At 70.3% G+C, this 24,944-nt stretch carries 19 protein-coding genes, 1 tRNA gene and 1 pseudogene; 2 read left to right on the plus strand and 19 right to left on the minus strand.

The window, feature by feature from the left end:
* Positions 1 to 28: 28 nt before the first annotated feature.
* The 10 genes from ACFOYY_RS21880 to topA all read right to left on the minus strand — a co-directional run bounded on the left by ACFOYY_RS21880 (position 29) and on the right by topA (position 13,594).
* Positions 29 to 1,534 (minus strand): alpha/beta hydrolase, encoded by a 1,506-nt coding sequence (locus ACFOYY_RS21880; protein WP_386191383.1) that lies wholly within the window; start codon positions 1,532 to 1,534, stop codon positions 29 to 31.
* Positions 1,535 to 1,589: 55 nt separating this feature from the next.
* Positions 1,590 to 2,414, minus strand: coding sequence for a PSP1 domain-containing protein (locus ACFOYY_RS21885; RefSeq protein WP_386191631.1), 825 nt, complete (start codon positions 2,412 to 2,414; stop codon positions 1,590 to 1,592).
* A gap of 94 nt (positions 2,415 to 2,508) precedes the next feature.
* Positions 2,509 to 3,183 (minus strand): permease-like cell division protein FtsX, encoded by a 675-nt coding sequence (locus ACFOYY_RS21890; RefSeq protein WP_386191386.1) that lies wholly within the window; start codon positions 3,181 to 3,183, stop codon positions 2,509 to 2,511.
* Positions 3,180 to 3,818: a sigma-70 family RNA polymerase sigma factor gene (locus ACFOYY_RS21895; RefSeq protein ID WP_386191389.1), complete on the minus strand. Its 639-nt coding sequence runs from the start codon at positions 3,816 to 3,818 to the stop codon at positions 3,180 to 3,182. Before ACFOYY_RS21895 ends, ACFOYY_RS21890 begins: the two co-directional genes overlap by 4 nt.
* A 72-nt stretch (positions 3,819 to 3,890) precedes the next feature.
* A complete protein-coding gene (locus ACFOYY_RS21900) occupies positions 3,891 to 5,045 on the minus strand; it encodes a glycosyltransferase family 4 protein (protein WP_386191391.1) in 1,155 nt (384 codons plus the stop codon).
* Positions 5,042 to 5,743: a hypothetical protein gene (locus tag ACFOYY_RS21905; RefSeq protein WP_386191394.1), complete on the minus strand. Its 702-nt coding sequence runs from the start codon at positions 5,741 to 5,743 to the stop codon at positions 5,042 to 5,044. Before ACFOYY_RS21905 ends, ACFOYY_RS21900 begins: the two co-directional genes overlap by 4 nt.
* A 416-nt stretch (positions 5,744 to 6,159) precedes the next feature.
* Positions 6,160 to 7,341: a DNA polymerase III subunit delta' gene (locus ACFOYY_RS21910; RefSeq protein WP_386191397.1), complete on the minus strand. Its 1,182-nt coding sequence runs from the start codon at positions 7,339 to 7,341 to the stop codon at positions 6,160 to 6,162.
* Positions 7,342 to 7,362: 21 nt separating this feature from the next.
* Entirely contained in the window at positions 7,363 to 9,426 is a 2,064-nt protein-coding gene (tmk, locus tag ACFOYY_RS21915) for a dTMP kinase (protein WP_386191400.1), read from the minus strand.
* 133 nt (positions 9,427 to 9,559) lie between these two features.
* Positions 9,560 to 10,792 carry a metallophosphoesterase gene (locus ACFOYY_RS21920; protein WP_386191634.1) on the minus strand — a complete coding sequence of 411 codons (1,233 nt, stop codon included), beginning with the start codon at positions 10,790 to 10,792 and terminating at the stop codon, positions 9,560 to 9,562.
* Between the two features lie 144 nt (positions 10,793 to 10,936).
* Positions 10,937 to 13,594, minus strand: coding sequence for a type I DNA topoisomerase (topA, locus tag ACFOYY_RS21925; protein WP_386191401.1), 2,658 nt, complete (start codon positions 13,592 to 13,594; stop codon positions 10,937 to 10,939).
* Positions 13,595 to 13,749: 155 nt separating this feature from the next.
* Here topA and ACFOYY_RS21930 point away from each other — a divergent pair, with 155 nt between their 5' ends.
* Positions 13,750 to 13,935, plus strand: coding sequence for a DUF5703 family protein (locus ACFOYY_RS21930; RefSeq protein ID WP_312863762.1), 186 nt, complete (start codon positions 13,750 to 13,752; stop codon positions 13,933 to 13,935).
* Positions 13,936 to 14,134: 199 nt separating this feature from the next.
* On the opposite strand, the gene ACFOYY_RS21935 is transcribed toward ACFOYY_RS21930, so the two are convergent.
* The 3 genes from ACFOYY_RS21935 to ACFOYY_RS21945 form a co-directional block, all read right to left on the minus strand.
* A complete protein-coding gene (locus ACFOYY_RS21935; protein ID WP_386191405.1) occupies positions 14,135 to 15,988 on the minus strand; it encodes a chaplin family protein in 1,854 nt (617 codons plus the stop codon).
* A gap of 215 nt (positions 15,989 to 16,203) precedes the next feature.
* A complete protein-coding gene (locus ACFOYY_RS21940; RefSeq protein ID WP_352012743.1) occupies positions 16,204 to 16,719 on the minus strand; it encodes a hypothetical protein in 516 nt (171 codons plus the stop codon).
* Positions 16,720 to 16,933: 214 nt separating this feature from the next.
* A complete protein-coding gene (locus ACFOYY_RS21945) occupies positions 16,934 to 18,241 on the minus strand; it encodes a M20/M25/M40 family metallo-hydrolase (protein ID WP_352012742.1) in 1,308 nt (435 codons plus the stop codon).
* Between the two features lie 165 nt (positions 18,242 to 18,406).
* Here ACFOYY_RS21945 and ACFOYY_RS21950 point away from each other — a divergent pair.
* A tRNA-Leu gene (locus ACFOYY_RS21950) sits at positions 18,407 to 18,492 on the plus strand.
* A gap of 490 nt (positions 18,493 to 18,982) precedes the next feature.
* Here the strand turns inward: ACFOYY_RS21950 and ACFOYY_RS21955 are convergent.
* The 6 genes and pseudogenes from ACFOYY_RS21955 to ACFOYY_RS21980 form a co-directional block, all read right to left on the minus strand.
* A pseudogene (locus tag ACFOYY_RS21955) lies at positions 18,983 to 20,137 on the minus strand (recombinase family protein); the annotation flags it as partial.
* Positions 20,138 to 20,164: 27 nt separating this feature from the next.
* Positions 20,165 to 20,320 (minus strand): hypothetical protein, encoded by a 156-nt coding sequence (locus tag ACFOYY_RS21960; RefSeq protein WP_386191409.1) that lies wholly within the window; start codon positions 20,318 to 20,320, stop codon positions 20,165 to 20,167.
* 118 nt (positions 20,321 to 20,438) lie between these two features.
* On the minus strand, positions 20,439 to 21,326 hold the full coding sequence (locus ACFOYY_RS21965; protein ID WP_386191411.1) for a helix-turn-helix domain-containing protein: 888 nt from the start codon (positions 21,324 to 21,326) through the stop codon (positions 20,439 to 20,441).
* A complete protein-coding gene (locus ACFOYY_RS21970; RefSeq protein WP_386191414.1) occupies positions 21,323 to 21,508 on the minus strand; it encodes a hypothetical protein in 186 nt (61 codons plus the stop codon). The genes ACFOYY_RS21965 and ACFOYY_RS21970 overlap by 4 nt, the downstream gene beginning before the upstream one ends.
* A gap of 79 nt (positions 21,509 to 21,587) precedes the next feature.
* Positions 21,588 to 22,118: a Pycsar system effector family protein gene (locus ACFOYY_RS21975; protein WP_386191417.1), complete on the minus strand. Its 531-nt coding sequence runs from the start codon at positions 22,116 to 22,118 to the stop codon at positions 21,588 to 21,590.
* Positions 22,119 to 22,724: 606 nt separating this feature from the next.
* Positions 22,725 to 24,938 carry an FtsK/SpoIIIE domain-containing protein gene (locus ACFOYY_RS21980; RefSeq protein ID WP_386191419.1) on the minus strand — a complete coding sequence of 738 codons (2,214 nt, stop codon included), beginning with the start codon at positions 24,936 to 24,938 and terminating at the stop codon, positions 22,725 to 22,727.
* Positions 24,939 to 24,944: the final 6 nt, after the last annotated feature.

Raw genomic sequence — 24,944 nt, forward strand, 5'->3', positions numbered from 1 at the left:
GCTTCGCGGGGGTTTGCGCTCCACCGTGTCAGTCGATCTTCGGGCAGCGGACACCGTCCTCGGGAACGGTCAGGTTGATCAGATAGTCGTCGACCAAACGGTCCACACAGGACGAACCGCTGCGGTAGGCCGTGTGACCGTCGCCGTCGAAGTCGACCAGGACTCCCGAGGAGAGCTCGCTCGCCAGGGCCTTGGCCCACTCGTACGGCGTCGCCGGGTCACGCTCGGTCCCCACGACCAGGATGGGCGCGGCCCCTGGGGCATCGATCTTCTCCTTGGGGGCCGGCTCGATCGGCCAGTAGGCGCAGGCCAGCGTTCCCCACATGATGTACGGCCCGAACAGGGGAGCGTCCTTGAGCGACTCACGCGCCGCGGCGGCGAACTCGGCCGAACCCCGGGGGAAGGCGGAGTCGACGCAGTTGATGGCGGTGTTCGCCTCGGTCTGGTTGGCGTACTCGCCGTTCCGGTCACGGTTGACCAGCAGGTCGGCCAGGCGCAGCAGGGTGGTCCCGTCGCCGCGTTGGGCGTCGGTGAGCGCACGGCGCAGGATCGGCCACGCCTGCCGTTCGTAGAGCGGGGTGACCAGGCCGAGGACGGTCCACGACTCACCGATCGCGCGGCTGTCGGTCCTGTTGGTGAGCGGCTGCCGGTCCGCGCGGCTCAGCAGTTCGGCGATCTGCTTCCGGGCGGAGGCCACCGTGCCCTGGAAGGGGCAGTCGGGCGCGGTGAGGCAGTTCTCCAGGAAGGCGTCGAGGGCTACCTCGAAGCCACGGGCCTGGGTGACGTTCATCTCCACCGGGGTGAGCGAGGGATCGACGGCGCCGTCCAGCACGAGGGCGCGCACCCGCTTGGGGAACAGGTCGGCGTAGACCGCGCCGAGTTGCGTGCCGTACGACTTGCCGAGGTAGGTGAGGCGTTCGTCGCCGAGGGCGGCGCGCAGCAGGTCCATGTCCTTGGCCGCGTTGGTGGTGCCGACGTACGGCAGGAGCTTGCCCGAGCGGGCCTGGCACCCGGCGACGTAGGCACGCGCGCCCTTCTCCAGGGCCGCGATCTCCTCCGGGGAGTCGGGGGAGCCGTCCAGACCGGTGTAGTCGTCCAGTTCCTTCGACGACAGGCAGCGCACGGGTGCGGAGCCGCCGACCCCGCGTGGGTCGAAGCCCACCACGTCGAACCTCTCCCGTACGGCGTCGCTCAGCACCGACTGGGCGTTGCGCGCGTACTCGACGCCCGAGGCGCCGGGACCACCGGGATTGATCAGGATGGAGCCGACACGCTTGCCCTTCGCGGGCAGCCGGATGACGCTGATCTCGATCTTCTCGCCGTCCGGCTTGGCGTAGTCGAGGGGAACCCCCAGCTTGGCGCACTCGTAGCCACCGCCACAGGAGGTCCACGCGAGTGAGGTGGCCACCCCGCCGTCACGAGCGGCACCGGCGTCACGACCGTCGCGGGCGTCCACCCCCGAACAAGCCGTCGCGAACAACGTCAGCGCCGCGAACGCGGCGGCCGTACGGCGGTACCTGTGCGGTGTGACCACTCGCCTCATCCTTCTGGGTCAGGGCGTGCGAGGTCACGCGCGAGACGTTCGGATCCTACTGCGAGTCGCCGTAGGCGGCGTCGTGTTGTTTTCTCGGGGAGCAGACGGAGGCGGACGGGCAGGCGCAGCGACGGCCGCCGTCGTCGAGGCGGACGACCACTGAGTCGGAGGGGACGTTGCGCCCGACCACGGTTCCCGGGCCCTGCGCGGTGTCCACCTTCGCCCCGACCTTGGGCATTCTGCTCTGCGCCTCGGTGTAGAGGGGGTGTTCGTATTTCAGGCAGCACATCAGCCGCCCGCACGCCCCGGCGATGCGCATCGGGTTGACCGGCAGCTCCTGGTCCTTGGCCATCCGCACCGAGACCGGTTCGAAGTCCTTCAGGAAGGTCGCGCAGCACAGGTCACGGCCGCAGGGACCGATTCCGCCCTGCAGCCGGGCCTCGTCGCGGGGGCCGATCTGGCGCAGTTCGACGCGGGCCCGCAGGTTCCTGGCCAGGTCGCGGACGAGGAGACGGAAGTCCACCCGGTGGGGGGCCGAGAAGTAGACGGTGTAGACGTTGTCCGTGTCGAGGTAGTCGACCCCGACGACCTTCATGGGCAGTTCGTGCCGTCTGATGAGCCGTTTGGCGACGCTCCTGGCCTCGGCCCGCCGACGTCTGTTGGTCTCGTCGCGGGTCAGGTGCTCCTCCCCGGCGAGGCCCTCGCACACCGGCAGGCCGTCGATCTCCTCACTCGTCCACTGCGGCGCCCAGACGCACTCGGCGACCTCGGGACCGGCGTCGGTCGGCACGAGCACCTTGTCGCCGATCTTGGGGCTGTGGCCGCCCGGATCGAGGTAGTACAGACGGCCGTATCGGGTGAAGCTCACGGCCATGATCATGCTCATATGGCTCCAAGCGGCTGGGGGTACGGCTAAGCGCCCACGCCAGCCACCCTACGCGTCACGGCCGTCCCTGGGGACTCCCAAGCTCGGGTTACCTGCCCCTGCCCTTCACCGAGCACGACGGTCGGTCCTCGTCCCCGAAGACCGTGTCGATGATGACCGACCGCAGGGAGGCGCGTTCGCGGAGGCACACGGCGTCCACGGCGACGGCCACCCCGGGTAGTTCGCTCGCGGCTCCGAGCAGCGCCGCCCGGTCCGCGCCCGGCCTGACCTGGACGATGAAGGTTTCCGGCATATCCGTGATCTTCACGGTCTTCAGAAGAGCAGGGTTTTTGTCCTCGTACTGCCGCTGGAAGCCCTCGTAGGCCGTCCGTTGGTCCCTGAAGGAGACGCTCCCCACCTCGGGCCGCCCCTGAAGCGCCCGCTGGATGTCGGCCTTCTCCGTCTCGGTCGCCTTCCCTCCCGCGCATCCGGGGTGCACGGTCGCATCACCGCTGAGGCACAGGAAGACGTTGACGCTCGATGTATCGGACTCGTCCAGAGCCCCCACGGACATGGCGACGACCTCGCTCCGGTCGGGAGAGGACAGAACAGCGGCGACCCGTACCGTCAGGAACACGGCGACGGACGCGGCGGCGGCGACAACCGCGACCGGGATCACCCACCGCCTGCGACGGCGCGAAGGCACGGTCAGCGGGCGGACGTTCACGGCGGTCGAGGCGGCGGCGGACAGGGCGTCGCGCAGACGGTTCTCCGTCTCGGTCATGGCTGCTCTCCAAGGTCTCTAAGGTCTCCAGGGCCTCCAGGACTTGCCGGGGTTCCGGACGCTCCAGGCGCTCCGGGGCCACCGAGGGCTCTGGCGAGGGCGGCCAGTCCGCGCGTGATGGTGGACCTGGCCGTGCTGGCGCCCACGCCCATGGTCTCGGCGATCTCGGGGTCCGACAGGTCGAAGTAGTAGCGCAGCGTGAGCGCCTCCCGCTGCCGCCTGGGCAGCCGGAGCAGGGCGAGAAGCACCTCACGGCGTTCCTCTCCGAGCAGCGCCGCATGCTCCGCCGACCAGACGGGCGGTTCGTACGGCACGGCCCGCCGCCATGTCACGGCCCTGCGCCGCAGCACGGAACGGCAGCCGTTGAGCACCGCGGAGCGGACGTAGGCCAGTGCGCGCCCGGGGTCGCGCAGGCGGCGTCTGCCCGCGTGGGTGCGGGCGAACGCCTCCTGCACGACGTCCTCGGCCGTGGGCTGGTCGCCGACCATGAGCAGCGCGAGCCGTACCAGCCCGAGGTGGTGGTCGGCGAACAGCGCCGCGATGTCGGTGCCGTCCCTGATCGTTGGCTCTCCGTGGGAGAGCAGTTCGGCCTTCACATCACAGAGACGCCGCCGATCGGGATCTGCTGCTTTCATCCGGCGAAAACCTCTGCCCGCCGAACCCGGACCCACCCGAACCCGGCCGCTCGAAACCCCGGGCCGTGGCCGTCAGCGGGTGAGGTCGGCGAAGGCCCTCTCCCAGCGGGCGGAGATCGTGGAGATGTCGTACTTCTCCACCGTCCGCAGGGCGTTGGCGGCCATCCTGAGCCTGCCCTCCTCGTCGTCGATCATCTCCAGCAGCCCCTCGGCGAGGGCGTCCACGTCGTCGGGCGGGACCAGCAGCCCGTCGTGGCCGGAGGTGATGATCTCCCGGGGGCCCCGGGGGCAGTCGAAGCTGACCACCGGGACGCCACAGGCGAACGCCTCGATGATCGTCATGCCGAAGCCCTCGAAGCGGGAGCTGACCGCGTGGATCGAGGCCTTGGCGAGTTCTCCCTCGATGTCGTCCGTCGGCCCCATGAACATGACGTTGTTGTGCAGGCGGAGCTTGACGGACGTCTTCATCAGCTTGTCGGCGATCCGGCCCTCGCCGTAGATGCGCAGCTTCCAGTCGGGGCGCTTCGTGATCACCTGGGCGAAGGCCTTCAGCAGCCGGTCGTAGCCCTTGACCGGCACCAGCCTTCCCGCGGCCAGCACGATGCGGTTGTCCTGCTTCGAGCGCGGGCGCGCCCCTCCGGCCAGGCCGTTGCCGATGGTGTAGACCCGGGTCCCCGCCTGGCCGAGCATGGCGCGGTAGTCGCGCTCGTCGGCCTCGGTGAGGGTGACGACCGCGTCGAGCCTGGGGTACCACTGCCGGATCTCCTCGAAGATCCCGGGCTTGTGCGCCTCGAAGTGCAGGTGCTCCTGGGCGATCCTCACGACCCCCCTGCGGGCGAACCTGGCGGCCATGATGTTCAGCCCGGCCCTGGTGGTGACGAGCACGTCGGTGCGCAGCCTCCGCAGTTCCCGCCTGAGCACCTCGTCGCTCCAGGCGGTGAAGGAGGGGTAGGCGCGTTCCTCGGGGTGGACGAGCGTGCTCTCCATCGCGCTCAGCCGCTCGGCCCGCTTCGTGTACGGCCAGCGGACCCGTGCCCCCGGCCGCAGGTCGACCAGCGAACGCAGCCTGACCTTCTCCCCCAGCGGCAGGAAGGGCCGGTCGGCGTGCTGGAAGACGCTGATCACCTCGACGTCGTGCCGTTCGGACATCTCGGTCGCCAGGTCGAAGGTGGCACGGATCGTGCCGCCCATGCCGTACGCGTTGAGGATCAGGTAGGAGACCTTCACGCGGCCTCCTCCTCGACGCTGAAGGCGACGGCCAGGCTGTCGCTGTCGGTGTAGTACGGCCTGACCCTGATCCGGCCCACGTGCTGGGCGGGAAAGCGCACCTTGGTCTTCTTGTCGGCGACGTCGTCGAGCCGGGCGGCCAGCGGCAGCCGTACTCCCGCGATCTCGGCGTGCAGGTCCCAGAAGACGCGCTTACGCGCCTGGCCGTCGGCCATCGGTTCGATCAGGACGCTGCCGCCGAAGCGCCGTCCGCCGAAGGAGGCGGGCCCGCTCATCGGTTCGGTCCCCTTGCGCGGCACGGCCACGAGCCTGGCCGCCCCCTCGTACTGCTCTCCGTAGGCGACCAGGCCCTCGACCTCGATCACCCCGCCGTCGGCGACGACCCCGGTGACCTCGACGTACGGCTCGACCTCGCGGACGGTCAGGGCGAGGATTCCCGCCGACGTACGGAAGGCCCTGACCTCCCGGTCACGGGGAGTCCCGGCGTAGGCGACCAGGTCGTCGAGGGAGAAGCCCGGGTCGTCGGTGGCCAGCGGCTCCCCCCGGTGGGAGGCCAGCCATATCCCGGCCCGCAGACCTGTCAGGTCCGTCCCGGAACGTTCCTCCCCTGTCTCCGCGTGCCGCAGAACGATCTCCGCGTCGTCGGCCGGGGCGGTCTGCCCCGGCCACTCGATCCGCAGTGTGTCGTCGTCTCTCACGCGGCTGGTGACGGCCCGCCGGCCCCCTGGCACCGTCACGTCCCCCCGCGATCCCATGCTGACCAAGAGTCCCCCGGTCCTTCCCTGTCCATCCCCGTCGAACAGGACATGTTCGGTAGTTTTATAACGAATGCATCGAAATTTGCTGGGAATTCTAACGATGCACACCCCAACTTTGAGGGGGATTAGCCGGGAATGGTTCCATCCGATCTAAGAACCGTTCCTCACCAGGCGGCACCCGCTCCCCGCGCGCCGGGCGTTCTCGCACGTCCTTGGCGGGCTCACGCCCGGCGAGCGTGAGCGAGGCCACAGGGAGGCGGAGTCGTCCCGGGCGGGGTTTCATCCCGACCTGCATGCCCAAGAGACGCCGAAACCCACCCGTAAGGTTGCTTACAGGTGGTGAAAAGTCCGAAAAATCAGGCGACTGGACGCCGTAGGGAGAGCGTCATCGCCTCCACGGCCATCTGCGGGTTGACGTTGGCGGCCAGCCGCTCCCGGCACCGCATGATCGCGTCGATCCTGCGCAGGGTGTCCTCCGGCGTCGAGGAGCGGGCCAGCCCCTCAAGGTCGTCCCTGCGGTCCTCGTTGGCCAGCTCGACATGCGCCCCGAACTGTACGGCCAGCACGTCCCGGTAGAACGCCACCAGGTCGAGCAGGGCCGTGTCGATGACGTCGCGCTTGGTCCTGGTCGCCCGGGACTTCTGCCGCTCCTCCAGGTCCTTGAGCGCGCCGGCCCCACCCCGGATGAGCCCCTTGTTGAGCCCCTTGCCCGAGGAGCCCTCACCGTAGATCTTCCGCAGCTCGGCGACCTCGGACTCGTTCAGGGTCGCGGTGACCGCGGCGGCCTCCTCCTCGGCGGTCTTCACCAGCCGTTCTGCGGCCGTGACGCACTCGGCGACGCCGGTCAGCGACCTGGGGATGGACAGCACCGCGTCCCGGCGCTTACGCGCCTCCTCGTCCAGCGCCAGCCTGCGGGCCCGGTCGATGTGCCCCTGGGCGGCCCTGGCGGCGAACTCCGCCGTGGCGGGCGGGACGTTCTCCCGGGTGGCCAGCACGTGTGCGACCGCGGCGGTCGGCGGGGTGACGAGCGTGACCTGACGGCAGCGCGACCTGATGGTGATCATCATGTCGTCGGGGGCGGGCGCGCACAGCAGCCAGACCGTCCTCGGCGGCGGCTCCTCGATCGCCTTGAGCAGCGCGTTCGAGGCGCCCTCCGTGGCACGGTCGGCGTCCTCGAACAGCACGACACGCCAGCGGCCCAGGGTCGGCGCCCCGGCCGCGCGCAGGATGAGCTGACGGGTGTCCTTGATGCCGTACGACAGCCCCTGAGGCCGTACCGTCTCCAGGTCCGGGTGGGAGCCGACGGCCACCTGGTGGCACATGTCGCAGTGGCCGCACCCCTGGTCCTTGCAGAAGAGCGCGGCGGCGAAGGCCCTGGCCGCCTCCTCCCTGCCCGACCCCGGCGGGCCGGTGAACAGCCACGCGTGGGTCATCCCCGCTCCGCGCCCGCCCGCCAGGAGCTCGGCCCCCGCCACGGCGGCGCGGCGCAGCGTCAGGGCCGCCTGCTCCTGCCCCACAAGGTCATCGAAGACACCCACGCCATCAACCTACCGCCGGGATCAGTCGCGGATGACGGGGATGGTCCCCGTGGCGTCCTCCGCCTCCTGCGGCACCGGGTCGGGCAGCATCTCGCGCATCCGGTCGTGGATGAGCTGGGAGATCCGCTCCTGGGGAAGCGTCCCGTCGAGGACCAGATAGCGCTCGGGTTCGGCCGCGGCCAGCGCGCGGAACTCACGCCGCACCCGCTCGTGGAACTCCATCGGCTCCGACTCGATCCGGTCGGCGGCCCCGCCGAGCCGGGCCAGCCCGACCGAGGGCGGGGTGTCGATGAGCACGGTCAGGTCGGGGACGAGCCCGCCCGTCGCCCACCTGTTGAGCCGCTCGACCTCCGCCTGGTCGAGCGCCCGCCCCGCGCCCTGGTAGGCCAGCGAGGAGTCGACGTAGCGGTCGGAGATCACCAGGGCGCCCCTGTCGAGGGCGGGACGGATGACCTTCTCCACGTGCTCGGCCCGGTCCGCGGCGTACAGCAGCGCCTCCGACCTGGCCGAGAGCCCCTGGTGCACGGCGTCGAGCAGGATCGCGCGCAGACGCATCCCCACCTTGGTCGAGCCGGGCTCCCTGGTCTGCACGACGTCGAAGCCCTGGTCCCGCAGCCAGATCGCCAGCAGCCGCGACTGGGTGGTCTTGCCCGACCCCTCGCCGCCCTCGAAGGCGACGAACACCCCCCTGCGGTGCCCGGCACCGCCCGGCACCGGGCTGCCGTGCCCCCGCAGCGCCGCGACCAGGTCGGCCAGGACCGACATGCCGGGACGGTCGTCCATCTGCCGCAGCGCGAGGAAGCCGACGGTCACCGCGAGCAGCGCCCCGATCAGCAGCACCAGGTTGGAGCCGTCGAACACGTAGACCGTCTCCCGGCGGAAGACGAAGTCATGGCTGCCGAACAGGCCGGCCAGCGTCGGCACCACCGCGACGACCAGCAGCAGCGTGACCCTGGCCAGCGACTGCAGGAAGGAGAACGTACGGCCCCGCAGCCCGTCCTCGACCTCCAGGCCGATCATGGTGTAGCCGATGATCCAGGCCGTTCCCGCGCACGCCCCCAGCAATGTGGTGAGCATGACGACGATCGCCAGGTTGTGCACCAGCGCGACCGCGGCCAGCACCGCCCCGGCCCCGATGATCGACAGTCCGAACAGCCTGCGCCGGGACAGCTCCCGCAGCATCCGGGGGCCGAAGAACATGCCCGCCGCCATGCCGAGGAAGACCGCGCCGAACATCACGCCGTAGGCCGGGTCGCCGCCGCCGAGCGCCCGCACGTAGAGCTTGGCCACCCCGACCACCGCGCCCCCGGCGGCGAACGCGCCGATCATGCCGGTGATCAGTCCGCGGACCAGCCTGTCCCGGCCGACGAAGCGCCAGCCGTCCACGATCTGCCGCAGCACCGAGGGCGTGGCGACCTTGACGGTCGGAGAGGTCGTCTTCGGGATCTCCCTGAGGGTGAAGATGATGACGGCCGAGGCCAGGTAGGCCAGGGAGTTGACGAACAACGCCAGCGAGGTGTCCGCGAGAGAGGGCACCAGGGCGCCCAGCAGGTCGGTGGTGAAGGACAGCACCGCGAACAACAGCGCGGCGATCGGGGCCGTGCCGTACGTGACGAGCAGGTTGAGCTGGTTTGCGGCCTCCAGGCGCTCCTTGGGCACCAGGTTCGGCACCGTGGCGTCCTTGGCCGGGACCCAGAACAGGTTGACGCACTCGACCAGGAACGTGGCGACGATGATCCACTGGTAGTTGCCGACCAGCGGGATCGACAGCACCAGCGCGAAGCGCGCCACGTCGGCCGCGACCATCGTCAGCCTGCGGTCGAACCGGTCGGCGAACGCGCCGGCGAGCGGGCCGAGCAGGATCGCCGGGAGCATCTTCGCCACGAAGACGCCGCCGATCGCGAAGCTCTGGATCCGGTAGCCGGACCCGGCCGTGAGGTTGCCCGCCAGGGCGGTCAGCGCGATGAGGTTGAGCCAGTCGCCGAGGCTGCACACCGACATGGCCGTCCACAGCTTGCGGAACGGCGCGTTGGCCAGCACGTGGGGAGGCTTGCGACGCGCGGTGTTCCGGCCAGGGGTGGTCATGATGTCAGCGTATCCAGGTGTTCGCCGGGCGGGGGAAGACACGGGACCAGGCGATGTGCCAGGCCGTTCGTCGCCTGAGGTTAGTACGTACGGCCCGGCCCGCGCAGCGGAGGCGGTAGGAAAACCGGTGGGTTCACCCCGCCTTCCGCCGGTCTCCCGGACGGAGTTCGAGCAGGGTGATCTCCGGCGGGGCCCCGACCCTGACCGGCGGCCCCCAGAAACCCGCTCCCCTGGTGACGTAGACCTGGGTGCCGTCGACCTCGCCGAGGCCGGAGACCATGGGCTGCTGGAACGGGACGATCAGGTTGAAGGGCACCATCTGCCCGCCGTGGGTGTGCCCGGAAAGCTGCAGGTCCACTCCGTACTTCGCCGCCTGTACGGCCTGCACCGGCTGGTGGGCCAGCAGGACGGTCGAGCGTCCCGGGTCCCGCCCGCCGAAGGTCCGCTCGAAGTCGGGCCCTCCCCCGCCCGAGGCCCCCGTGACGTCGTCGACCCCCGCCAGGTCGAGTACGGCTCCCGCGTGGGCGATCTCGACCCGCTCGTTCCGCAGCGGGCGGACTCCCAGGTCACGGAGCTCCTCGACCCACTCGTCCGGGCCGTTGGCGGTGTAGTACTCGTGGTTTCCGGTGACGAAGTAGGCGCCGTAGCGCGACTCCAGGCTCCGCAGCGGCCTGGCCAGCGGGCCGAGCTCGGCGACCGTGCCGTCGACCAGGTCTCCCACGACGGCCACCACGTCGGCCTGGAGCCCGTTGATCATGCGGACGATGCGCTCCGTGTGCCCGAGGCCGGTGAGCGGGCCGAGGTGGATGTCGCTGACCACGGCCAGGCGCAGCCCGCCCAGACGCGGGTCGAGGCCGGGCAGCGCCACGCTCACCCGCTCGATCAGCGGGTCGCCGAGGGCGGTGCGCACCCCCGTCCCGACCGTGACGAGCGCCCCGGCCCCGGCGACGGCGGCGGCCGTACGGGCGACGAAGTCCCTGCGGTTCATCGCCACCCCCTTCGGCTCCTCGTCGGAGGGCTCCTCGCCAGGAGGTTCGGGAGCCCCGACGAGCACGGGGGCGGTTCTCGCGGGCGCCCGCCGCCGCAGTACGGCCGGCGCGACCGCCCTGGGCACCTCAAGAACCACGAGGAACACGGCCAGGTAGTACATCACCGCCAGCCACAGGAACCCCGGCCACGCCAGGAAACGCCCCCAGTCGCTGTGGGAGCCGACGAGCGTGACGGGGATGAGCGCTCCCAGCGCGACCGTCGCCCAGGTGAGCGCCCTGCGGAGCGGCCCCGGGGCGGTGGTCGCCCGGACGAGCCTGCGCCACAGGTAGTAGTGGACGAGGGTGGTCATCAGGACGATCAGCACCACGAAGCCCATCGCCGCCACGACTCGCTTTCTTTCGCGTCCGCTCGCCGTACCCGGCTCGTTTCCAAGAACGTCCGCAACCCCGGATGCGTTCCGTGAAAACCACGAAAAAACGCCCGGGACCCCGGAAATCGGGGCCCCGGGCGGGGACGAACGTCAGGCCTTGGCCTTCGCCCTGGAGGTGGTGCGCTTCTTCGGCGCCGGGCCACGGGCGCGACGCTCGGCGAGCAGTTCGGCGGCACGCTCGGTGGTGATCTGCTCGACCTCGTCACCCTTGCGGAGGGAGGCGTTGGTCTCACCGTCGGTCACGTACGGGCCGAAACGTCCCTCCTTGACCACGATCGGCTTCTTGGAGACCGGGTCCTCACCCAGCTCGCGCAGCGGGGGAGCCGCGGCGGCCCTGCCCCTGCCACGGGCCTTGGGCTGGGCGAACAGCGCCTCGGCCTGCTCCAGGGTGACCGTGAACATCTCCTCCTCGGACGCCAGCGATCGGGAGTCGGTGCCCTTCTTCACATAGGGCCCGAACCTGCCGTTCTGCACCGTGACCACCTGGCCGTCGAGCTCACCCAGGCTCCTGGGCAGCGAGAGCAGGCGCAGGGCGTCGTCCAGGGTGACGGTGTCCAGGGTCATGCTCTTCAGCAGCGACTCGATGCGCGGCTTGGGCGCGTCGGCCTTCTTGGTGCGCTTCTTCCCCTCGGCGGGAGGCTCCTCCACCTCGGGGAGGATCTCGGTCACGTAGGGGCCGTAGCGGCCGTCCTTGGCCACGATCACGTTGCCGGTGACCGGGTCCTTGCCCAGCTCCCTGACCCCGGACGGCCGGGCGAACAGCTCCTCGGCCATCTGCGCGGTCAGCTCGTCGGGGGCGAGGTCCTCCGGGACGTTCACCCTGGCGCCGTCACGGTCGAGATACGGACCGTAGCGGCCGACCCGGATCATGATGTCGGTGCCCCGGATCGGGAAGGAGCTGATCTCCTTGGCGTCGATCTCCCCCAGCTCGGTGACCAGGACCTTCAGGCCCTCGTCGCCCTCGGCGCCGTAGTAGAAGCGCCGTAGCTCGGGGACCCGCTCGGCCCGGTCGTTGGCGATGTCGTCGAGGACCTTCTCCATGTCGGCGGTGAAGTCGTAGTCGACGAGGTGCCCGAAGTGCTGTTCGAGCAGGTTGACCACCGCGAACGCCAGGAAGGACGGCACCAGCGCCGTGCCCTTCTTGAAGACGTAGCCACGGTCCAGGATCGTTCCGATGATCGAGGCGTAGGTCGACGGACGGCCGATCTCCCGGTCCTCAAGCTCCTTGACGAGCGAGGCCTCGGTGTAACGCGCGGGCGGCTTGGTCGCGTGCGCCAGCACGTTGAGCTCGGCCGCGGTGAGACGGTCGCCCTCGGTCAGGGTCGGCAGCCGCTTCTCGGAGTCGTCACGGTCGGTCGCCGGGTCGTCGGCCCCCTCGACGTAGGCCTTCAGGAAGCCGTGGAAGGTGATCGTCCGGCCGGTGGCGGAGAACTCGACCTGCTCCCCCGAACTGGACGTCCCCGTCACCTTGACGTTGATCGACTCGCCGACCGCGTCCTTCATCTGGGAGGAGACGGTCCGCTGCCAGATCAGCTCGTACAGCCGGAACATGTCGCCGGTCAGCCCGGTCTCGCCGGGGGTGCGGAACTCCTCCCCCGAGGGGCGGATCGCCTCGTGCGCCTCCTGGGCGTTCTTCACCTTGCTGGTGTAGACCCTGGGCTTGTCCGGCACGTAGGCGGAGCCGTACAGCTTGATGGCCTGGCTGCGGGCGGCGGCGACGGCGGTCTCCGACAGCGTGATGCTGTCGGTTCGCATGTAGGTGATGAAGCCGTTCTCGTAGAGGCGCTGGGCGACCTGCATGGTGGACTTCGCGGAGAAGCCCAGCTTCCTGCTCGCCTCCTGCTGCAGCGTCGTCGTCCTGAACGGCGCGTACGGCTTGCGGGTGTACGGCTTGCGCTCCACGGAGGCGACCGTGTAGGCCGTACCGGCCAGCCTGCCCGCCAGTGCCCGCGCGGCCTCCTCGTCCAGGTGGAGGACGCCCGCGGTCTTGAGGGTGCCGTTGCTGGCGAAGTCGCGTCCCTGGGCGACGCGCCTGCCCTCGACGCCGGTCAGCGCGGCGGTGAACTCGTGGGGAACCTCGTCGCGGCCGGTGTCGAACAGCGCCTGCAGGTCCCAGTAGCTCGCGCTGGTGAACGCCAGGCGCTCACGCTCCCGCTCGACGACCAGCCGGGTCGCCACGGACTGCACGCGCCCGGCGGACAGGCGGGGCTTGACCTTCTTCCACAGAACCGGGCTGACCTCGTAGCCGTAGAGGCGGTCGAGGATGCGCCGGGTCTCCTGGGCGTCGACCAGACGCAGGTTCAGGGCACGCGGGTTGGCGACGGCCTCCTGGATCGCCCTCGGGGTGATCTCGTGGAAGACCATGCGGTGAACCGGGACCTTGGGGTTGAGCACCTCACGCAGATGCCAGGCGATCGCCTCGCCCTCGCGGTCCTCGTCGGTGGCGAGGTAGAGCTCGTCGGCGTCCTTGAGCAGCTGCTTGAGCTTGCTCACCTGTGACTTCTTGTCGGGGTTGACGACGTAGAGCGGCTCGAACTCGTGGTTCACGTTGACGCCCAGACGGGCCCACGGCTCGCCCTTGTACTTCTCCGGGATGTCGTCGGCCTTCTCGGGGAGGTCGCGAATGTGTCCGATGCTGGACTCCACGACGTAGCCACGGCCGAGGTACCCAGCGATGGTCTTCGCCTTGGAGGGCGACTCGACGATCACCAGGCGGGTTCCGCCGACGTTGCCGTTCTTGGCTGGCACGCTGCTTCCTACCTCGCTGTTCCCATTCGTTCCCCGTTCACTTCCACTCGGGTTACCCGATCCGCATCGGGCACACTCCAAGTAAAGCCGCAAGGACGCACAATAAAGCCCTATGGGAGCCGACGTCCCCTGCACACCCTCGGAGACTAATCGCTGTGCTCGACTACTCCTACTTGGTTCTCCATCTTCCGCGTGGCACCTCCCGGGACGTGGCCCGGAGGATACTGACCGAACATGCAGAATACGGCGACTGGGAACTCGACCGTCTGCGACTGTATCCCGACGGCCGCCGTGACATCCGCCTGCGTCGCAAGATCATACGTGTGACCAGGACAATGTGACCTCTGTCATGGCTTTCGGCCATGCCCCTCGACGGCTTTCGACATGGCTTTGCCCGCCCCGGGCCGCGCCCCCGGAGCGGGCAAAGCTCTCGTGCCCCGCTCGATGAACGAAGATCGTCGATCTCCCCCGTCATCCGCGAAGCGTCCGGCGTCTCCCACAGATGATCGGAGGAGACATGTCTAGAGGGTTACTAACGCCTTACTTCTTGGCGAAGCGGATACGGCGCGCGGTCACGAAGAGAGCGGCGGAGGCGGCGGCCATGGCTCCGAGCAGCAGCGCGAAGAGCGAGCCCGAGTTCATCCCGGTCACCCCGATCGGCTGGGCGGCGCTCATCAGGCCGACCGGCAGCCCGGTGTCGACGGGCAGGTCCTTGCCGCCGAGCAGCGCGCCGCCCTTCCCCTGCGCGGGCCGGGGCGCCGACTGGGGCGCTGACTGAGGCACCGCCTGGGGCGCCGACTGGGAGGTACGGGTCACCCCCACGATCCCGCCCCTGCCGAGGAGGCCGTCCACGAGACCGGCGGAGGCCGGACGCGGGCGCGAGCCGACCGGCGTCTGGGGCAGCGTGGGCAGGACTCCCTTGACGCGGCCGATCAGCCCCTTGACCGGGGCGGGAAGCACGGACAGCAGCCCTCCGACGACCCTGGGGGCCACAGCCGGGGGCGCGGCCGGGGGCGCGGCCGGGGGCGCGGCCGGGGGCGCGGCGGGAGCCGGGGGGTTCCCCTTGCCGTAGGCCTGCCACACCTGACGCGCCCCGACGGGCACCCCGGCGACGGAACCGACCGGGTTCCCCACCCGGGAGCCGCCGAGGCAGCCCGCGGCGGCGTCACCGAGAGCGGCGACCGCGTTGCCGCACGCGTTCACCGGGGCCGTGATCGGCGCCGTCACCTGGTTGCCCGCCGCCACCCCGGAGGTCCCGTCGGTACGGTTGCCACCCGCGCCCCGGCCGTAACCGGCGCCGACCGAGGAACCGCCCCGGCACCCGGCGAAGGCGTCGCCCGCCACCGCGACCGCCGTACCGCACACGTTCACCGGGGCCGCGACCGGCGCCGTCACCTGGTTCCCTGAGACCACACCGGACCTGCCGGAGGTCGTGTTGCCGCCCGCGCCCCGCCCCGCGCCGAACCCGTTGATCGAGGAGCCGCCGACGCAGCCCGCGGCGGCGTCGCCCGCCACCGCGACCGCCGTGCCACAGACGTTCACCGGGGCCGTGACCGGCGCCGTGACCTGGTTGCCCGCCGCCACGCCGGAGGTGCCGGAGGTCGTGTTACCGCCCGCGCCGGGGCGGCCGGTGCCCGCGTAGCCGGTGTTCGGACGGGAGGGGATGCCGGGGGCCTCGGCACCGCCCGTGCAGCCGGAGAAGGCGTTGCCGACCGCCCCGACTGCGAGACCGCAGACGTTCGCCGGGGCCGTGACCGGCGCCGTCACCTGGTTGCCGCCGAGCACCGACGACCTGCCCGAGGTGGTGTTGCCACCCGCCCCGTCGCGGCCGCCGGACCCGACCACGGAGGCGCCGCCCCGGCAGCCCGCGACCGCGTCACCGAAGATCGCGATCGCGTTGCCGCAGACGTTCGCCGGCGCCGTGATCGGCGCCGTGACCTGGTTGCCGCCCAGGACGCTGGAGGTCCCGTCGGTACGGTTGCCACCGGCCCCGCCTGCGCCCCGGCCCCGCTTGACGACCGAGGCGCCGCCCCGGCAGGCCGCCAAGGAGCCGCCGACGACCGAGACGGCGTTGCCGCAGGCGTTGACGGGAGCGGTGACCGGCGCGTTGACCTGGTTGCCACCGAGCACGGACGACCTGCCCGAGGTCTTGCCGGGGATACCGCCCTTCTCGGCGGCCGAGGCGCCGCCCGGGGAGACCGCGGTCGACGTGCCTCCGACGGCCGCGGCGTTCCCGCTGATGTCGACGGGCAGGGTGATGGGAGCCTGGATCTGGTTGCCGCCGCCGACCGAGTGCCTGCCGTCGGTGTCGGCGAGGGCCGTACCGCTGCCCAGGGACATGACGCCCAGCGCGAGCAGTGCCGCCGGGGCGGTGCCCTTGACCCACATACGCATGATTTATGCTCCTATGCGATTATTTATCGGTGCTTAATAGGGGAATGCCGGAAATTTCGTGATCGGCCGGAGGCCGTGCGGGGTCGGCTGAGCGCCCGTACGGCGGCGACCGTCACGAGGGATGTGTGTTCTCCGGCGGAATGATCTGAGTTCGCGACCATCGGGCCGGCGCCCGGCACGAGCGCGCGAGAGGCCCGGATCGGGGCCAGGGGAACTCAGTCAGGGGAGATGGAGGGGTCGTCCGCCGCTGTGCGGACGACCGGGGGGAACGCGCGGGCCGCAGGGACACGCCGCGCCGTCACCCGCGGGTCGTGAACGAACCGGGTGACGTCCCCCGCGCCCGGCCAGGAAAGACCGGAACCGCCACCGCCCTGGGGCACGAAACCGTTCGCGCCCGAGTTGTGGTCGGCCGACGCGGGGGTCGGGAAAGCAGGCTTCGACTGGCTGGTGAGCCCGTCCACACCCCGCCCCGCCATGGCCTCGGCGTCTCCTGACACCGAGAACCCGCCGCCGCCCGTGGGGAAGACACCGGCCTGGAAGGCCGGTCCGGGAGCGGCCGGATCGAGAACGTCGAGATGTGCCGTCTCCGTGGCCGCGGTGGTGTCCGCGATCGCCGGAGCGGCACCGAGAAGCCCGAAGACAAGCGCGAGCAACCACCCGGCGGCCACCAGGCCGCCGAGCGCGAGAACCCGCCTGACGACTGTCCGGGCACCGGCCACGAACCGTGCCATCCGGTCAGCCCGGACAACGGGGACAGTCACGCACGCGCGCTGGACGGCGGACGGGAGAACCCTCCACCGACCATGCGGCACACGCGCCACGCGAACCTCCCCGAAGCTCCCAGCCGGACCAGCCCAAGGCAAAGCCCGGCCCTCAACGGAGCGTTACGCTATCAGCACGGGGAGTCAACGTGAGAGGTTTCCTGAGGGTTTGGCCAAGAACCTCTCAGCAGGCGTCGAGGAAACGGTCAAGCACCCGCACCCCGAACTTGAGCGAGTCGACGGGCACCCGCTCGTCGACCCCGTGGAACATCCCGGAGAAGTCCAGGTCGGCGGGCAGCTTGAGCGGCGCGAAACCGAACCCGCGCACCCCCATCACGCTGAACGCCTTCAGGTCCGTCCCCCCCGACAACGTGTACGGCACCGCCAGCGCCCCCGGGTCCTCGGCCACCAGGGCGTCGGCCATGGCCCGCACCAGCGGCCCGTCGAACCCGGTCTCCAGGGCGACGTCGTGATAGACGAACTCCCTGGTCACGTTGGGCCCGAGCAGCTCGTCGAGCGTCTGGAAGAACTCCTCCTCGTAACCGGGCAGGAAACGGCCGTCGATGTGCGCGGTGGCGGTCTGCGGGATCACGTTGGCCTTGTAACCCGCCTGGAGCATGGTCGGGTTGGCGGTGTTGCGCAGTGTGGCGCCGATCATCCTGGCCAACGGGCCCAGCTTGGCCACGGTCGCCTCGGGGTCGTCGGGGTCGAAGTCGAACCCCAGCGCCCGGGAGGTCTCGGTGAGGAAGGTCTCCACCGTCCGCGTCAGCCGTACCGGCCACTGGTAACGCCCGACACGGCCGACCGCCTCGGCGAGCTCGGTCACGGCGTTCTCGGCGTTGAGCATGGAGCCGTGCCCCGCCCTGCCGGTCGCGGTCAGCCGCATCCAGGCGATGCCCTTCTCCGCGGCCTCGATGAGGTAGAGCCTGCGCGCGTCGTCGATGGAGACGCTGAACCCGCCGACCTCGCCGATCGCCTCCGTGCACCCCTCGAAGAGGTCCTTGTGCTCGGCGGCCAGCCACTGCGCGCCGTACTCGCCCCCCGCCTCCTCGTCGGCGGTGAACGCCAGCACCACGTCCCTCGGCGGCCTGCGCCCCTCGCTGATCCGCTGCCTGACGACCGCGAGGATCATCGCGTCCATGTTCTTCATGTCGACGGCGCCACGCCCCCAGACACAGTCGTCGGCGATCTCCCCGCTGAGCGGGTGGAGGGTCCAGTCGGCGGCGTCGAACGGGACGACGTCGAGATGACCGTGAAGGAGCAGCGCGTCACGGGAGGGGTCCTCCCCCTCGACGCGCACGACCACGTTCGCCCGGTGGCTGTCGGATTCCAGGATGCGCGGCTCAAGCCCGACCTCGGCCAGCTTCTCCGCGACGTACTCCGCCGCCGCCCGTTCCCCCGGACCCGAGTTGTCGCCCGCGTTGGTCGAGTCGATCCTGATCAGATCACGGCACAGCCCCGCGACCTCGTCCTCACCGTTGAGCGTGGTCATGGCGACTCCTTAAATCTCGTACGGCCTGCGCCTCCCATCCTGCCGTCGCCGGACACGTCTCGGCATCCCCGGCGGACCTGCCCGCATACCGATATGACGCAAGCTCAAGAGTTTGCTAACCTGATTCCGCCGACGCGGGATGACGGTCCCGCGTGCAGGCACCAAGTCCGGGTGGCGGAATAGGCAGACGCGCTAGCTTGAGGTGCTAGTGCCCTTTGCGGGGCATGGGGGTTCAAGTCCCCCCTCGGACACACTCGATTCGCCTATGAGGTGCTGGTCAGTTCTCGAACTGACCAGCACTTTTCTCTTTCCCGGGTGATAGACGAGCCGCAGCCCGAGGTCCGTGTAGATCTTCGCCTTGCGCACCGGCTCCACCTCGCCCAGGATCCGCACCATCCCACCGAGGGCGTGCATCATCTCGGCCAGGTCGTCCCTGCCGAGCCTGCGTGAACGGACCGGAGTGCGACGGAGCCTTCTTTCCGCCTCCACCTTCCGCGCCTGCTCCTCCCTGATCCACCCGGCGACCACTCCCGGATCCGCCCCGGCCTCCAGGGCCGCCCGATGCTGAGCCAGCCTGCGGTCGGACTCGGCGATCTGCCGCCGGGCCGCGACGAGCACCTCACCCTCGGAGGCGCCGACCAACTGGGCGGCCACGAGCATGTCCAGGGTCTCCTCCACCCGGTGCGGCGCGAACAGCCGGCCGAGCCAGCGGTCCAGCCGCGGCACCACCACGTCCTCGCGCAGGTAGACGTTACGCGGGTGCGTCACCCGGTTGGCCAGCGCGTACTCCTCAGGAAACCGGCACCGGTAATACGGTGCGTCGTTGACCCAGTTGCCCTGCATCCGCCGCTCGCACACCCCACAGAAGATCAGCCCCCGCAGCACGTACGGCTTGCCGACTCTCCTGGGGCGCCGCCCGCTCTGCCGTCCGCCCCGTCCGGCGAGCACGGCCTGGGCCTCGTCGAAATCCTCGACACCGACGATCGGCGGATGAGCCGCGGCCTCCGACCACACCCACTCCTCACGGGAGTTCCAGCGGAGCTTGGTGGTGTGGCCCAGGCCGACGTCGTCGACGTCGATCAGGACCTCGTCCTTGCGCTGCTTGTTCCACACCTGATGCCCGGTGTAGCGGGGGTTGGTGATGATCGCCCGCACCGCCGACTTCGACCAGGCGACGCCGACCCGGTGCCGATTGCGCTCGGGGTCGTGCGCGGACGGGCTGGGGATGCCGTCGCGAGTGAGGCCCTCGGCGATGGCGTACAGGCCGTACCCGTCCAGGAACTCGGCGAAGATCCGGGCCACCACGGGCGCGGCCACCGGGTCGAGCTCCAGACAGTGCAGGCGCCGGCCGTCGGCGGCCTTGGCCAGGTTGGGGTGCGGGCCGGCGTCCCCCAGGCGGTAGCCGTACGGCGGGCGCCCGCCCAGGAAGCGCCCTTCCATCTGGGCCTGGGCCGACATCGCGGTTCTCACTCGAATCTTGATCCGGTTCCGCTCCCCCTTGCTCATCCCGCCGAAGACGCTCATCACCAGGTCGTGCGCCTCGTTGGCCGGGTCGATCGGCCCACCGACCTCGGGCACCCACAGCGGCACCCCGAAGTGCTCGAAGATCGGGAAGGTCAGGCCGTACTGGTTGCCGTAGAACGCCCGATGCGGCTCGCCGATCACCACGGCGTCGAACCCCCGGTGCGGGTCGCGCAGCTCGGCCAGCAGAGCCGACGCGCGGGGGCGTCGCTGCCAGGGGATCGAGCGGGACTTGTCGACGTCGAAGAACTCGGTGACGATCTCCCCGCCACGCGACTCGATCAGCGCCCGCGACCGGGTGATCTGCCAGGCCCGCGACGACTCGGGGTCCTGGTTATCCTCGGTCGAGACCCGGCCGTAGAAGGCGAACCGCATCGGTGCTCCAGCCTTTCTCTCGGGTTCTCAGGCGACGTCGGGGACAGCGGCGCCGACCAGCTCGGCGTGGGCGTCGAGGAGGATCTCCAGCAGTTCCCGGGCGGCGCCAGGGGTCAGCCGTGGTGGACTCTGCGGGAGCACCACGTGCACGGTGGGCTGGCCGGATCCCTTGAGGGTGGTCATGATGGTCACGCTCCTGTTCGTCTGTTCGTCGATAGGGGCGCGGCTCCGGTGGCTTGCTTGGCGGTGGGCTCCGGAGCCGCTCTGCGGTCAGGGATCGCTTCAGCGGTTGCTTCGTGGATCACCAAGCGGCCGGAGCACGGCCATGGCGACACAGGGCGCACCGGCCGGGATGGGCGGCACCATGCGGGCAGCCACCAACGGCCAAGGCCTCGGCCAGGGTCTGGTCGGCCGGCCCGGCCCGAAGCGCGGTGCTGACCGGGTCCGGCAGGTCGGTCAGGCGACTGCTCAGAACGGCGTACGGGTTGCGCACCCCGGTGGTGTTGGCGCCGACGTGCTCGGCCAGCGCGGCGGGCGTCCAGCCGTCGGCGAGCGCGGCCGCCACGATCGGAACCAGGCGCCGGACCTGCGTCGCTGACAGCGGCCAGGCCGTACCGAGCGCGGCGACGAACCGCTGGACCGGTTCGGGGATCTCCCGCTTCGACTTCCCACCACCGCCCGACGCCTGACTCGGCGTCGGAGCGACGATCGCGCGCGCCCGCGTTGGCGGTGGTGGTTCATGGTGGTTCTTTGGTGGATTGGGTGACACCTGTGTCACCCCTCCCCTGACACCTGCGTCACCCCTTGCGGTCGCAGGTGTCAGCCCGGACAGTTCGTCAGGGGTGACATCCTGTCCGCGATCGAACGAGTTATCCACAGTTTCCACAGAGTCGTACACAGGTTCGACTTCGTTGTACACAGGCTTGTGGAGAACGAGTGAATACCCGTTCGTCCCTCGGGGTCCGATCCCGCGATGCACGATCAGGTGCCCGGCGGCGACCAGGTCGGCCATGACCCGCCGTACCGAGCGGGGACTGATGTTGGCCTTGCGTGCGACGGTGGCAACCGCGGGCCAGCAGCCGGTCCCGTCGTCACGCGAGCAGGCGTCGGCCAACGCCAGCAGCACCAGGCGCTGATTGCCACTGGTGGGCGAGTGCTGCCACACCCAGTTCATGACCGCGATGCTCACCGCGCCGCCTCGGACTCGTTCAGCGGGGCGTGCTTGTTGCCGTGGTAGAACAGCCGGCCTCGGGGGACCTGGCCCTCGGCGGGACGACGCCGGTGGTCCCGGGCGAGTTGGGTCCTGGTGGCGAGGCCCTCAGGCACCTGGCCGTAGCAGTAGACGGGCAGGTCGTTGTTCTGGGAAGTCATGGTCACCTCAGATCGGTGAGAGAGTCAGGGGAGGAAGCGCGGCGCGGTCCGAACCGCGCCGCGCGGTCCGATCGGACGGTCAGAGCGCGACGGCGGCGGTGATCACGAGGACGACCAGTGCGGCGAGCGCCAGGTCGATCGCCAGCCGCAACCGCCGGTACTTGGCGCTGGCGATCCGCGCCAGGCGAATGACGTCCTCAGCTCTGCGCGTCTCGACGTCACCGGCCAGTACGGCCAGCAGCTCTTCGGGATCGGTGACGGCGGCATTGGCCAGAACACCGGTCGCCTGCCCGGCTCGGGGCAGGGAAGGCCGGACGACGGCCAGCCCCACGCCGCAGGCGGCCGCGAGCAGCACCACCGCCGCTCCCAGGCCGATCCGGGCCGACACGGCCAGCCCGGAGGCAAGCACCGCCAGCGCGGCAAGCACCGAGAACACGGTCCCGGCGAAGGCGAGCAGGATCCCGGTCTTGGTGTCGGTCCGGGCCAGCTCGGCACGGGCCGCGGTGGCCTCGGCGAGCAGGTCGGCGGTGCCGAAATCATCACGCGGCGCGGACGCCTTCCCGGCCGGAACAGGGCCAGCCTCTGTCGAGGCGCCGTCAGTGGAGTGCATGATGGTTCTCTCCTGTCTTGATGGATGGGAGGTGCGAGCGTGGACCGCGTGTGCGGGAGTCAGGGGCGGTACTTGCGGACGGTCTCCTGCTCCCGGGCGAGGTAGGGGGCTCGGTGGCGGTCGTCACGCGGCCAGTCGGCGTCGGCCTTGAACGCGGCGAGCTCTTCGCGGGCTGCGGGTCGCGGGCGAACGGTCCCGTGAAGATCTCCTCGGTGATCGTGTGAATGCGGGACCGGAAGGCAGGCCGATGTCAGGTGACGGCCGCGCTCGCCTGTGGCCGCCGTACCCGGTCCACCGCGGGGGCCGGAGGGCTGGAGTGGATCACTTCAGGGCTCCTTCGCCTGGATGATGATCTTGTAGTTCGGTGACGCTGGGTGCCCGCCCGCCTGAGAGGCGGTGGGCCGTGGCGGGATGGGGAGCTGTGCGCACACCCGGGGTGTGCGCACAGCCGTCGGGCCTATAGAGAGAGCTGAACTGTGCGCTGGTGTGCGGGGTACGCACAGTGGTTCGCACACCCGTGCACAGCGGGGACGCACCGCCTCGCACACCTGTGGGACGACCGGGCGCACACTCCCTGCACAGTCACGATCCGTGACGAATCAGGGGTCAGGCGGCCACGGGGTCGGTCGGCTCCAGCGGGGAGCGCAGGATGTCGTAGGTGCCGTACTCGGCGCCCTCGGCCAGCACGCCCTGCTCCATCAGGTCGTCACGGTGGTGGTAGAACCAGCGGCGGCTCTTGCCCAGGGCCTCCAGCAGGTCGCCCAGGTCCTTGACGCCGAAGGTGGTCCGCCCGGTGCGGATCCACTCGTGCAGCTGGCGGTCGATCACGGCGTGGGCCTGCTCGGGAGTGAGCTCGGTCTCCTCCTCTCCGAACGACAGCTCCATGTCCTCGGAGCGCGGGAGCGGGGTGTCGATGCCGATGCCGCGTAGTTCGGCCCGCTCGGCGGGGTCGACGTCGGCCAGGTGCTCGTTCTCGGCCTCGGCCAGGGCCTCCTCCAGGTCACGGCGGGCGTCGCTGATCTCGTGTTCGGCCTGCATGCTCATCAGGTCCACGTCCTCAGGGTCGGTGAACATCTCGGTCTCGTCTCCGGTGCCGTCGTCGACGGCGAACTCGTCCTCGCCACCGGGGGTGCGGACCGCGTGCATCCGCAGGGTGGGCGAAGCGGGCCGCTCCGCCGCGGGGTCCGCCGTGACGACCGGGGCGGGGGCCGGCGGCACCGTAGCGACGGTGCGCGGTGCCGGGTCGGGGGTCTCGACGCCGATCGGGGCGTCGTAGACGGTCCGGTTGGCGTACGGCACCCCGGCGGAGAGCACGGTGGTCTCGTCCAGTGGGGTGCGCACTCCAACGGCCGCCGTCACCGCCGCGGCCAGCTCGGCCTTACCGGCCAGGTATGTGCGCAGCGGCCGGGCCCAGTCGTCGGGGTCGGTGCCCAGCCCGGCCAGATAGGCGTAGCCGGGCTTGGAGGCCCGCCAGGAGGGGCTGGCTCCGGCGTCGACGACCTCCGAAGGCAGCGCGAACTCGGCGTCGGCGGTCTCGCGTACTCCGAAGCACATCCCGGAGCCGTGGTTGGCGCGGGCATCGGTGGACAGATTGTCGTGCGTGGCGCGCTGCAACGAGGAGACGACCATGATCCCGGCGGAGCGGGCCTTGCGGACGAACTCGTCGTAGGCGTTCTTGCTGGCGAACAAGTCTGCGGCCTCCTCGATCCAGACCACCAGGAAGTTCAGCGACGACTTCTTCGACCAGCGGTCCAGCCCCTCCTCGGCGAGCTTGTTGGTCCGCACGGTGATCACGTTCGCCATGACGTGCAGTGCCTTGCGGGCTTCCTTGTAGTCGGTGATCAGCCAGTCGAGGCCGTGGGCGAGGCAGCCGAAGGTCTGCAGGCCCTTGCAGTCGATGGCCCACACGGTGACCTTCTTGCGAACCAGCATCCCGGCGACCAGGACACGGGCGAAGAAGGACTTTCCTGCGCCCGAGACGCCCATGGCCAACAGGTGTTCCAGGTCGACGTCCTCGGTGCGACCTGTGACGTAGACCTCCACGGCCTCACCGTGGTTGTAGATGCCGACCGGGATCGGGTCGCTGATCAGGGCGCCGACCCGGTGCGGGCCGGGCCACGGCACCGGTACGGCCAGCAGGTCGTCGACCATGACCTCGACCAGGCCACGGGCGGCGTTGCCGGGGTCGCGCTTGACGGTGACCGCGCCGACCGGCAGGTGGGCGGCGGTCTCCATCCGCTCGCGCATGTCCTGGACCTCACCGATGGTGGCGTCCGGGGCGGTGGCGATGACCTCGGCCTTGACGATGCCCTTTCCGGTGGCCTTGATCTTGCGCCAGGAGAACTTCTCGGCCTCGACGACCTCACCCAGTCTGGCCAGGCCGTTGGCCGCGGCGACCTTCTCCTCGTTCGCCCACTTCATGACGTGGCGAATGTCCCAGCACACGCACCACGTGAACGCGACCATGGCGTAGACCTGCCACATCGGGCCGAATCCGACAATCAACCCGACCACCAGGGCGAGCGTGACCAGGGCGGAGGAGATGGTCGCCATCAGGCGCAGGTGCGGCCGGTTACCGGCGGCGATCCAGGTGTATCCGGTGACGACGACACCGAGAGCGCTCATGAACAGGGCCACCAACGGCGTGACGAGGGCGTCTCCGCCCCACAGATCGTGGACCAGGGCGATCAGCAGGATCAACACGACGGCCAGTCCCCAGGGAGCCGCCATCGGCAGTCCACGAGACAGCCACTGCCGGTCGACGCGCCTGCTGAGTGAGCGCTCCAGGGCCTTGGAAGTGGAGGACGACTTGGAAGCCATGAGTGT

The sequence above is a fragment of the Streptosporangium jomthongense genome (assembly GCF_042650425.1).
Classification (GTDB): Bacteria; Actinomycetota; Actinomycetes; order Streptosporangiales; family Streptosporangiaceae; genus Streptosporangium.